Source organism: uncultured Nostoc sp., assembly GCF_964247315.1.
Classification (GTDB): domain Bacteria; phylum Cyanobacteriota; class Cyanobacteriia; order Cyanobacteriales; family Nostocaceae; genus Nostoc.
The window spans coordinates 1-10,767 of sequence record NZ_CAXTTT010000180.1; the positions used below are offsets into that span (position 1 = coordinate 1).

Consider the following 10,767-nt stretch of genomic DNA (forward strand, 5'->3'; position numbering starts at 1 on the left):
TACACTGATTTATTTTACTTAGTGTACTTCATTAGACTGGTAAACGCTATAAACATTCTTCGGAAATACTAACTCTTGGTTGGTTTTTGTCAACATAAATCTTCAAATCAAGAATTCCACTGTTTCTTCCGGGAGTACCAGTTTGGGAAAATTGTGAAAAACAATAAGCAAGTGTTACTACAGCAGGGCTTGCTACACTGCCATCTAAAATTCGATTAGCACCAATTTGAGTAACTGCATTTTCAAAACTACTAACACCCCGACTTTCATCAGGAATTGTAGTTAAGCTATCTTTTAAAAATTTCAAACAGATGATAAAGTTGCTTTTGCCTGAACCGTTTGAACCTATAAATATATTGAGTTTTTTTAGCTCAACTACTTTATCTAAAGACAGATTTTTATAATTTTTACTAGCAACAAAGCGAAGTAGTGGTTGATTCATAGGATTAAAAACAAGTTGATAGTCAGTGAGCAACCATAATAATTTATTTAGTTATCATTGAGAAACTATGGTAATTATGATTAACAGCAATCTCATCCCAAACTAATGATAAAATCAACTTTTTAAAGCATTATTAAACTACCTTGTGCTTCTTCCTCTAGTTCATAACCATTAGCTAATTTTTCAATTGCTTGGTCAATCATTGCCAAACCTTGATCTACTCTTTCAACTAAACTTAGCTGTCCTCGAAGTTCGGCAGCACCGACAAAACCTTTAGCATACCAAGTCATGTGCTTACGGGCTTGACGCACACCGCGATCGCCTTTATATTCCCATAAGGCTTGTAAATGATCTCTTGCACATTCCAAGCGCTGAATCGGGGTTGGGGGTGGTAATATCTCCCCAGTTTTCAGGAAATGATCAATTTCTCCCACCAAAAACGGATAACCCAAAGTTCCACGGGAACACATGACGCCATCAGCGCCAGTTTGCTCTAAACATCTCACCGCTGCTTCAACGGAAAAAATATCTCCATTCCCAATCACTGGGATAGAAAGCACTTCTTTTACACGGGTAATCCATTCCCAACGGGCATTGCCATTGTAACCTTGAGCGCGAGTGCGTCCATGTACTGTGATCATTTTTGCCCCTGCATCTTCCATCCGTTTGGCAAAGTCGAGAATGGTAATTTCGTTGTCATTCCAGCCAATACGGGTTTTTACTGTCACAGGGACATCAACAGCTTTCACTACTTCCCGCACAATTGCCTCTGCTACTTCCGGTTGCCGCAACAACGAAGAACCGCCACCATTTTTAGTGATTTTATTTACCGGACAACCCATATTAATATCAACAGTATCAGCACCTTCTGCAACTGCTTTTACTGCTGCTTCTGCCAGGAAATCTGGACGACAATCAAATAGTTGAACGCTAATTGGGCGTTCATTGGGGTCTACCTCCATGATTTTGGGTAACTGCTTGACATAATGCAACCCTGTAGCATTGACCATTTCGGTATACATCATCGAATCTGGCGCATAGCGACGCACAAGACGGCGAAACACCAGATCCGTCACTCCAGATAGAGGGGACTGGAGAACCCGACTTTTTACCTCAAATGAGCCAATTTTTAAGGGTTGGGAGAGTCTAGCTTGGAGAATAGGAGAGAGCGAAATCATAGAAAAAATTAAAAATTGTAGGAACCGAAGATAGCTAAAATATTTAGAGATACTGTTTATTTTCGTTGATTTATCTTGACTTAGAGGCTATTTTTGCAGCTTAACAAATTTGTTTAACTTCCAAATCCAACGCCTGCGCGATTTGTTTGGCTGTCAACCCCAAGACCAATAATTTAAGATATAGCTTCTAATTTAGCTTCTATACGTCCTTTTTACTATGCCTTCCTGTCTCAATACGGTTCGGATAAGCTCAAGAGGCTCTTGAGGAAAGAGAGTTATTAAGCAATTTCTCTTCCCCTGCTCAAGAATTGCTCGCCTCAACAGATAACTTTGTTAATCCTTGCTTATCTTTTAAACAAGCAGTTCGTGTTTATACAGATAAGTTCTAACCGAACGAGGATTTGCCCGACTTAAAGGGTTTCCTTTAAGCTTGAATTAATCTTTGAATTTTTCCTTCTTAGAAACGGATAAATGAACAGATAAACACCGCTGACTGCCAGTGTTGACATAAAAAACAAAAAGGACATTTCAATCAGATCGTGAATCCAAGGAGCAAACCATCCCAGAAATCCTCGATACTCTAAAAAATCGGTGGAGTTAAAGCCATACTTTACTAATTTGCCATTATGAGCATCGATATACCACTCAAATAAACGTTTTTGATTTTCAAATCGATAAACGCCTAAGGTTCGTAGATAGACAATTTCATTAATGTCTTCTAGCGTATTAATCCCTTCTGGGTGCAGAGAGATGAATGCTTGCGAAGCCTGTTCTAAAGAAAGTAAAGATTTGGTATTTTTTACAACAGTTTGAGTGAGTGGTTTCCCGTCAACTGTAGGTAAGCCAGAACTGAAGGCCGAGGGAAAGGCAATTATTTCAATTAAATAAATTGCAATGACCATAGCAAAGTAAAGCCCAACCCATCGGTGAATTGTTCTTGACTATCTTGATAGAAACTGCTTAATTTTCATCATGCCTTCTGACCTTAACTGAAAATTCTGTTCCTCCCTTCAAATTTAAAGTTGATGACTGATAACCATTAACAGGGTTCTGTAAAAAATCAACATAACTTTTAAGGGAGTCCTTAAAGGTATTGACATTATCAGAGATAACAATTCCGCCTGGTCGGATCAACGGATCTAGAATTCTTAATACATCCAAAGCTAAGTGCATCCAGCCATCAATCAATACCAAATCAACTGTTTGATTAAAAGTTTTTAGCGTTTCTAAAGCATCCCCTTCTCGAATATCAACATAGGTTTCTAGTCCGGCTTTGGCAATATTTTTTTTGGCTTGTATGACTTTTTAATGCACGATTTCGGTGCCAATAACAACGCCGCCGCCATTGTCCTTCACGGCAGTGGCTAGATATATGGTAGAAATTCCGAATGAAGTACCAAACTCAACAATTGTTTTAGCGTTAATCGAACGGGCGATCAAATATATAAATTCCCCTTGGTCTGGTTCAATAGGAATATATTTATCGTTGTAAAATTCAGTTTTTGTCTGATCCCACTTAATGCCCTTACCCAAAAATAACCCAGGAAGCTTCGGCAAGTAGTGGAGAATTAATCCACCAAATTGCTTATCAGCTTCTGCGTGCAGTTGCGCTAAAACAGTTTCAACTCTTGCGTCGTTGAGTGCGCTTGGTTTAGATAGTTTGCTCATAGTAATTACTAATTTTTTAGATTATTTCAAGGTAAATACTCCGTACTTATTGAATACTTTACCTGCTTCAAGCTTGTCTATGCCTTCAACGATCGCAATTAAATCACCGCTAGCAGTTAAAATGCGAAAGTTTCCTTTTACAGTCTCAAACTTGTATTGTTGTGGTTGCCCTGCCAAGGAAATTCTATCTTGAGACTTGGTGAAATTTTGAATTCGAGCATAATCAGCATCTTGCTTACCGACATAAAACGGTTCAGCTTTCGGGTTAGCAACAGTGATGAAGCTACCCAGGAGAAATTCATTCTTTGAACCTTTAGTTGCAACTAAGGTATCGACCTCACCAACGCCCAAAGTTTTCGGATGTATGGGAAATGTGCCCTTCTTATCTGATACAATTTCAAAGTTGACGCCAGTCAGGTCAGGAGATTGACCAAAGCCTGTCACTGTATCATTGCCACTAGTGCCTGTAAAGTATCCTTCAATCGCTTCTCCTTTGAGATTTTTGCCAGACTTCCCCACTTTTTCATAGTGATCTAAGGCAGATTTGAATTTTCCTTCTTGAATCAATTTGGCAACATCGGGATTTGCCAGCAGATAAATTTCTGAGTTGAAACCAGCTTTTTCCTGATTGTCTATCTCAGTTGCGGAGATTTCACTTGCAGTGGATTGATTCGCTATCGGTGGTTGAGGTTTTGATTGACAAGCAACGGCGATCGCACTACTGGTAATTAACAAAGCACTGAATAAAAATGATTTCATCGTAATTATCGGGTTAATGATTGGCAACTAATAGAATACTTGAGTAGCAGCATTGCAATTAAAATTTCACTGCAATAACATCAATGATGACGAAAGATTTACATAGCATTAGCCTCATAACAGGAGTAAAACTTGTCCCAGGCGATCGCTTGCCACCATTCAAACACTTTCGGATCGCAAAACAAAGCACCAACTTGACGTTGATGTTCACCCACCCGAGCGCGGGTAGTCATCAGCATAGTACGCAAAACGCCTATGAGTTTTGTCAGAAATTGAGTCATATTGTAGGAATTAGCCTGACAAAATAGCAGTTTTAGCGAATGGTGGGCTATGTTGATTCCTCTAACTATCTCCCTCAATCCCCTCGATGGATTAGTAGGAAGAAATCTAGCTGCTTCCCTCCCCGATGCCTTGGGGAGGGTTAGGGAAGGGTTAAAACTGCACCGAAATTGAGCCAACTAGCGTGAATGGTTCGCCAAAAATGTTACCTCCACCTCGCAAATTCGACACACTTTCGATGTAATTGACATCAGTAAGATTTTTGAAGTTGAGGGCAAATCGCCAATTATTGCGTCGATAAAAAATCGCGGCATTGGTCGTCAAATAACTATCTACCTGAAAGCTATTAGTTAAATCTCCCTGTCTCTCACCGACATAATTAAATCCAACTCCCAACCCTAAACCCTGCAAATTACCGCGCTGAATTTCATAAGTCGTCCATAGACTGGCACTATGTTTGGGAATACCATACAATCTATTGCCAATCAATTCGGGATTGGTGTCGGCGGTGACTTCACCATCAATGTAGGCGCAGGAAGCGATGATTTTCCATCCTGGCAATAGTTCTCCCGCGATATCGAACTCAACTCCACGACTGCGCTGTTCTCCAGATGCGATGGAGAACAGCGAGAAGTTGGGATCGGTAACGGACACATTTTGTTTGGTAATGTCAAAATATGCCAACGTGGCAAACAGTTTCCCGTTTAGAAATTCTGTTTTGACACCAAACTCATAGCCCTTGCCCCGTTGCGGTTCCAGGGGTTCGCCCGTTGCTGTATTTGTCGTATTGGGGGTGAAGGATTCTGAGTAACTGGCGTACAAGGATACAGCTTTGCTCGGTTGGTAAAGAATCCCTACTCGTGGGGTGAAGGCATCGTCATTTCGAGTGGTTTCACCTAATTGTGTCACTTGTCCTGGCACGTTGACTGTGTTTGATTCTATGGTGTCGTAGCGGATGCCTGCTAACAACTTCAAATTTTGCAACAATGAAATTTGGTCTTGCAGATAGAACCCCCAGCGATTGGATGTTGTATTACTGCCGCCATAAGGCGGTAATGTATCCTCGCTGGGTTTAGCTACCCCGTAAACTGGATTGAAAAGATTCAATTGTTGAGGAGTAAAATCAAACAACGTGAACTCGTTTGTAGCACTATGAATATAGTCTGCACCGAATAAAAGAGTGTGATTGATAGAACCCGTAGCAAACTCACCCACGACGTTGGCTTGCAGAGTATAGTTTTCATCGTGTCCGTCTTGGGAGGCGAAAAAGCGATCAACCGTACCTGTTGCCTCGTCAAAAGTAAAGGGAAGGGCAACAACGTTGAAATCGTAGTCATACGAGGAATAGCGAAAGGCATTGCGGAGTTTCCAATTTTGATTGAAGCGATGCTCCAAGTTATAGCCAACATTTAGATATTCATTTGTCACCGCGTCACTAGGTTCGGAAGTAATGCGATCGCGCGGAACATCAGCAATCCTATTACCAATAGCTGGGATACCAAAATCAGCCGGACGATTATTGTCAATATATTCCAGCGAAATTCCTAAATCGGTGCGATCATCTATTTTCCAAACAAGTGTGGGGGCAATGAAGATCCGCCGATCTTCTTGGTCAAGGTTGCGAAAGCTGTCCAATCTCTGGTACAACCCATTCAGGCGGTAGAGTACTTTACCATCGTCGGTTAATGGCCCAGAAAAGTCAAAGCGAGGTCGGACAAAACCCTGGTTTCCCACTTGTAATTCTGTTTCGTAAAACGGCTGGGACAAGGGCTGCTTGGACACCGCATTAATCAATCCTCCGGGTTCAATCGCACCATACAAGATGGATGCCGGACCCTTGAGAACTTCAATCCGCTCCAAATTGGCTACTTCTAAAGGCGCTTGAATAACGCCATACCGTCTAAATCCATCGCGCAGAATCGCGGCATCAGAAAACCCTCGAATACTGAAATCCGCACCACTCCTGTTGTTTCCACTTCCCTGGTAAGTGATACCACTGACATTGCGGAGCACTTCTTCTGTGCGTGTGACTTGCTGATCTCGAATTATCTCTTGAGGAACTACCTGAATTGAGAATGGAATGTCTCGGATCGGGGTATCAGTTCCAGTGGCAGTGGAGGCATTTGGAACACTATACCCGTCTTGATCTCCCGTCACCACCAATTCAATCGGTTCATCAGTTTGTGAGTCAAGTGGTTGCTCTGGATTGGTTTGAGTTTCCGGCTGTTGTTGTGCTGGCGGTTGCTGTGGCGTCTGTGCCGAAGATGTAACTGGTGTCAACCCGAAGATCAGACCTTCATCACTATCAAACAACTCAACAGTTGGTAAACCCGCCTCACCCGTTACCGTTACCCGGATAGTATTGGCATCCAGATTTGTTACCGTTATCTCACGAAGACCCTTTAGAGGCTTATCCGAACGGAATGTGAATGCTTCGCCCGACGGTAGGCGCAGTTGAGCATTGGGAATGTCAATGATAAAACTGTTGTCAGCACTGCGATTCAGTAGTTGTAATTGTTGCCCAATGGAAGTCTGTAAAATAATTTCCACACCCTTAGAAGTAGGATTTGCCTTGACTTTTGTCACTTGCACTACTTCAGGAGTTGGCACTGTTTCCGGTGTTGGCAACTGCACTAGCACTTTAGCGCTGGTGTGAGTCAGTTCTACTTCCCCTAGTCGTGGAATTTCTCTAATCGTCCTGGAATTGAGTAGTACTTTAGCGATCGCAGATTTATTTTGTATCTGTTGAGAGGATACTTGTTGAGCAGTTGCACTTCTGGCAACGCAAAACCAAATAGAGCTTGTGACCAAAAGAATCTTTAATATTTGCTTCAATACCATTTGCCACCCCTACACCTACTCTCTACTTGCTATTACTCTCAACAACCCAGTAAATAGCTAGTGCTTGATGAGAGTAATAATCAACTAACTCAGAATAAACATTACAGGAAATGACTAAACAATTGCAAATAATTGTTAGAATATATTTACAAAGAGAGATGACAGACAGCAGGATTTTGCTTTTACAACTGTGATTTAAGTTACCTTTTTGTTTAAGTTAATTGAAATCTATCTTAAAAGTTAGGACTTAGGCACACTCTACGATTCTCGGTGTTCTTCTCTAACGAGCCGCTGCCCGTACTTCTGCAAACAAGCAAGCTACATGTAGTGTCTGGTAGACAAGGGGTCTTCTCTATGAGACGCTTTGCGTTGGCGGTTCGATAAATTAAGCTTTTTGGCAATTTTTGCGTAAGTCCTAAAAGTGTAAAATTATTAATTGATATATATTTTCAATTTACTAAATCTATAAAAGCTAATTACGATAACAACACGGGCAGCAAGCATGACGAAAATTAGTAAGCCGACGGCAGATCAGCAGTCGGCATGGCAAATTTATAATGGTTTAGTTGCAATTTAGCCGTGAGTTGCACTTTGAGGAGGACGTGAGACAACCTTTTTGGCCAAACCCAAAGTCTGCAAAACTAGAATGCTCCACCAAGTAACATCAATTTCCCACCAAGAGAACCCAGATTTCGCCATGTGGGGATAAGTATGATGGTTGTTGTGCCATCCTTCTCCATAAGTTACGAGGGATACCCACCAAAGATTACGAGCGCCATCATTAGCATCAAAGGTGCGATAACCCCATAGGTGTGATGCTGAGTTTACAAACCAGGTTGAATGCCAAAGCAAGACACATCTGAGAAACACTCCGTAGAATACAAAAGACCATCCTCCTAAAGCATAAAGCAGCAGCCCGAAGGGTATTTGCAATAGCAAAAAGTAGCGATCTAGCCAGCAATAAAAGGGTTGTCTGGCTAAATCAGGGGCATATTTTTTATAGGTTTCATAATCAAAAAATTCTGGACGTGGGTAGAAAATCCACAATATATGGCTCCACCAAAATCCTCTTTGAGCAGAATAGGGGTCTAAATTGATATCTTCTGTGTGGGCGTGATGCTGGCGGTGTCCACCTACCCAAAAAATTGGCCCTCCTTGTAAAGCCAGCGCTCCAATGAGGGCGATCGCATACTCTAACCACTTCGGAACTTGGAAACTCCGATGGCTCAATAGTCGGTGATATCCCAGGCAAATACCAATACTCCCGAATAACCAGTGGAGAAACACTAGCAAACCTAATGCTGGCCAGGAGAAAAACCAAGGAGCCAGAAGTGCTAAGGCATGAAATGCAGCAAAAAATACCACATTTGTCCAACTGAGTCGAGGTGAGTTGCCTCTCTCAGGGGCGATCGCCCCAAAATTTGCGGTCATAAAAATTCCTGTTGATGGATGAGAAAGCGATTTGCTTTTTCTTGGGCATAATCCCACAGAGATTTACCCGCCCTGTATACTAGTTCGTTACAGTAGGTAAAGCAAGTATCACTTACATTTGTTATGCTAGCAGAACTCTGATACTTTCTGCAAGTGCCACTTGCATTTTTCTATGTCATCTCAACTCATTTCCACTCGTCAACGCCTGATTCAAGCTGCACTTGAATTGTTTTCTGCTCAGGGAGTCAGCGCTACCACAACCCGCCAAATTGCTGAAAAAGCCGAAGTCAACGAAGTGACTCTATTTCGGAATTTTGGCAATAAGCATGGACTGCTTTTAGCTGTGCTGGAAGAGTCCGCAGCCTTCAAGGATTTAGGTGAATCGCTGGTACGGCGGGCAACACCTCCTGGCAATGTTTACCAAGCTCTTAAAGATTATGCAAGTGATAGCTTACATGCATTAGAAAGAGTACCAGAGTTTGTCCGATCTGTGGTAGGTGAAGCCGACCAATTCCCGGCAGAAAATCGCCGTGCACTAGGCAGGGGAGTAACTGAGGCAAACCGTTATGTAGCTCAGTATTTAGCTACTGTAATCCAGCAAGGACACCTAAATACCTATTTACCCGCAGAAAAATTAGCAAGTTTGCTGAATGGGATGATTTTGGGATATGCCGTAATTGAGTTCACCAGCGAATTTCACGAACTTTGGGAGGATCGGGATGATTTTCTCGAAAATTTGGTGGAGTTGTTTTTACATGGAGCCATGTCACCCTCAGCAGAATCAGCAATAAACTCCTTACAAGGAGGATTCAGCACCACAGAAGTAGCTGATTTGCCAGCTAGTTTAGTTCACGAAATTCTGCAACAGTCCAGGAAATTTGGAGTACGAGATTATGCCTTGGCTTACGTATTATTTGGGGCTGGGTTATCCGCTACAGAAATAACTAGCTTGGAGCGATCGCACCAAATCTACGATAGTCAAGGGCACTTCCTGCAAATCACAATCCCCGGATTCGTCCGTCAAGTGCCTGTGAATCAGTGGATTTTGGGCAAACGTTACGGCTCTTTTACCAATAATCCTTTAATCAAATGGCTGAAAAGTCGTAAAGATCCTCAAACAGCCATGTTTCTGAATGAAACAGGTACACGCATCTCAGAATCAGAGCTTGAGACACGTTGGCAAGTATGGAGTGAAGGGCTATTAACTCCCCAAGGACAAACGCCAGCGATCGCCCAAGCACAACAAACTTGGCGCGTAGAAATGTTAATGCGAGGAATCGCCTTAGAAAACCTGAGTATTTTCACAGCTTGCGATCGCACGCAATTACAACCCTATGCCCGCCGAGCCAAAGAAAAAGCCGCCCTAGAGCAAGCGACTCGTTTGGATCATAAACCCGGATAAGGAGTGGAGAGATTAGCTGTACTCTCATACCATTTCACTAAATTATTGATACAAATTACTTCCCCTGCCTCCCCTGCCTCCCCTGCCTGCCATCTGTATCAGTCTTAAAGTGAAACGGTATCAAATGGGGATTGGGTGTTACTCGAACGGCGTGATAATTTCTTGCGTGACTTGCCTCCCGCCTGGACATATTGCAAACTGTCTTTGCCATAATGCGTTGCCACACTCATTAACATCTTTTCAGAATAGCCGCCCAATTCTTCTTCAATTAGAGAGAGGCGACCTGCCATTTCATCTATGCTAGAGAGTAAAGTGTTGTAGGTAGATAGCTGGGTTTGCAAGTTTTGGATGTGGCTGTCGTAGTCTGTCAAATTTAATCCGTTGCCAAATTCTAGCGTCGGGCTAATCGATCGCATTCCTGCAATTCGACGGAGAGCCTTTTCTAGAGTCGGTGAACTGCGTTTTAGTCGTGCCATAAAATGCGCTCCTGAAGGAAGTTATAGGATTACTGCATGTACTCTAGCCAATGCAACCATAAACTTCTCTGAGAAATAATTCGGAAAAATTAAAGCAAATTAAGATCGACCTAATTATTTTTAGTGGATTATACTGAGTACTTTATTAAATTTGTCAAAAAAGTAACATTAAATAAGCAAAAGATACCTCAAAGTCGTGTTGAGGTACTTAAAAGTCGTGTTGAGGTACTTCAACATCGTGTTGAGGTACTTCAACATCGTGTTGAGGTACTTAAAAGTCGTGTTGAGGTA

At 42.1% G+C, this 10,767-nt stretch carries 11 protein-coding genes; 1 reads left to right on the forward strand and 10 read right to left on the reverse strand.

The features are described 5' to 3' along the window. Positions 1–46: 46 nt before the first annotated feature. From ACFE93_RS32200 to ACFE93_RS32240, 9 genes are all read right to left on the reverse strand, one after another. Positions 47–442, reverse strand: coding sequence for an AAA family ATPase (locus ACFE93_RS32200; protein WP_375479803.1), 396 nt, complete (start codon positions 440–442; stop codon positions 47–49). Between the two features lie 122 nt (positions 443–564). After that, positions 565–1,620 (reverse strand): tRNA dihydrouridine synthase DusB, encoded by a 1,056-nt coding sequence (gene dusB, locus ACFE93_RS32205; RefSeq protein WP_375479805.1) that lies wholly within the window; start codon positions 1,618–1,620, stop codon positions 565–567. A gap of 410 nt (positions 1,621–2,030) precedes the next feature. Beyond that, the gene (locus ACFE93_RS32210; RefSeq protein WP_375479807.1) at positions 2,031–2,522 is read right to left on the reverse strand and encodes a PepSY domain-containing protein; all 492 of its coding nucleotides are present in this window, start codon (positions 2,520–2,522) and stop codon (positions 2,031–2,033) included. Between the two features lie 58 nt (positions 2,523–2,580). Then, positions 2,581–2,919 (reverse strand): O-methyltransferase, encoded by a 339-nt coding sequence (locus ACFE93_RS32215; RefSeq protein WP_375479823.1) that lies wholly within the window; start codon positions 2,917–2,919, stop codon positions 2,581–2,583. A 6-nt stretch (positions 2,920–2,925) separates the two neighbouring features. After that, positions 2,926–3,288, reverse strand: a complete 363-nt coding sequence (locus ACFE93_RS32220) for an O-methyltransferase (protein ID WP_375479809.1) — start codon at positions 3,286–3,288, stop codon at positions 2,926–2,928. Between the two features lie 21 nt (positions 3,289–3,309). Next, positions 3,310–4,047 carry a hypothetical protein gene (locus ACFE93_RS32225; RefSeq protein ID WP_375479811.1) on the reverse strand — a complete coding sequence of 246 codons (738 nt, stop codon included), beginning with the start codon at positions 4,045–4,047 and terminating at the stop codon, positions 3,310–3,312. 98 nt (positions 4,048–4,145) lie between these two features. Next, on the reverse strand, positions 4,146–4,280 hold the full coding sequence (locus ACFE93_RS32230; RefSeq protein WP_375479813.1) for a hypothetical protein: 135 nt from the start codon (positions 4,278–4,280) through the stop codon (positions 4,146–4,148). Between the two features lie 199 nt (positions 4,281–4,479). Beyond that, entirely contained in the window at positions 4,480–7,167 is a 2,688-nt protein-coding gene (locus ACFE93_RS32235) for a TonB-dependent siderophore receptor (RefSeq protein ID WP_375479815.1), read from the reverse strand. Between the two features lie 573 nt (positions 7,168–7,740). Then, positions 7,741–8,598: an acyl-CoA desaturase gene (locus ACFE93_RS32240; protein ID WP_375479817.1), complete on the reverse strand. Its 858-nt coding sequence runs from the start codon at positions 8,596–8,598 to the stop codon at positions 7,741–7,743. Between the two features lie 172 nt (positions 8,599–8,770). Here ACFE93_RS32240 and ACFE93_RS32245 point away from each other — a divergent pair, with 172 nt between their 5' ends. Further along, on the forward strand, positions 8,771–10,000 hold the full coding sequence (locus tag ACFE93_RS32245; RefSeq protein WP_375479819.1) for a TetR family transcriptional regulator: 1,230 nt from the start codon (positions 8,771–8,773) through the stop codon (positions 9,998–10,000). Positions 10,001–10,104: 104 nt separating this feature from the next. Here the strand turns inward: ACFE93_RS32245 and ACFE93_RS32250 are convergent, their stop codons facing one another. Next, on the reverse strand, positions 10,105–10,476 hold the full coding sequence (locus ACFE93_RS32250) for a hypothetical protein (RefSeq protein ID WP_375479821.1): 372 nt from the start codon (positions 10,474–10,476) through the stop codon (positions 10,105–10,107). Positions 10,477–10,767 lie beyond the last annotated feature (291 nt).

Bases quoted from the DNA above. Each gene is read 5' to 3' on its own strand.
- ACFE93_RS32200 (WP_375479803.1), bottom strand. From the start codon at position 442: ATGAATCAACCACTACTTCGCTTTGTTGCTAGTAAAAATTATAAAAAT.
- dusB (WP_375479805.1), bottom strand. From the start codon at position 1,620: ATGATTTCGCTCTCTCCTATTCTCCAAGCTAGACTCTCCCAACCCTTA.
- ACFE93_RS32210 (WP_375479807.1), bottom strand. From the start codon at position 2,522: ATGGTCATTGCAATTTATTTAATTGAAATAATTGCCTTTCCCTCGGCC.
- ACFE93_RS32220 (WP_375479809.1), bottom strand. From the start codon at position 3,288: ATGAGCAAACTATCTAAACCAAGCGCACTCAACGACGCAAGAGTTGAA.
- ACFE93_RS32225 (WP_375479811.1), bottom strand. From the start codon at position 4,047: ATGAAATCATTTTTATTCAGTGCTTTGTTAATTACCAGTAGTGCGATC.
- ACFE93_RS32230 (WP_375479813.1), bottom strand. From the start codon at position 4,280: ATGACTACCCGCGCTCGGGTGGGTGAACATCAACGTCAAGTTGGTGCT.
- ACFE93_RS32235 (WP_375479815.1), bottom strand. From the start codon at position 7,167: ATGGTATTGAAGCAAATATTAAAGATTCTTTTGGTCACAAGCTCTATT.
- ACFE93_RS32240 (WP_375479817.1), bottom strand. From the start codon at position 8,598: ATGACCGCAAATTTTGGGGCGATCGCCCCTGAGAGAGGCAACTCACCT.
- ACFE93_RS32245 (WP_375479819.1), top strand. From the start codon at position 8,771: ATGTCATCTCAACTCATTTCCACTCGTCAACGCCTGATTCAAGCTGCA.
- ACFE93_RS32250 (WP_375479821.1), bottom strand. From the start codon at position 10,476: ATGGCACGACTAAAACGCAGTTCACCGACTCTAGAAAAGGCTCTCCGT.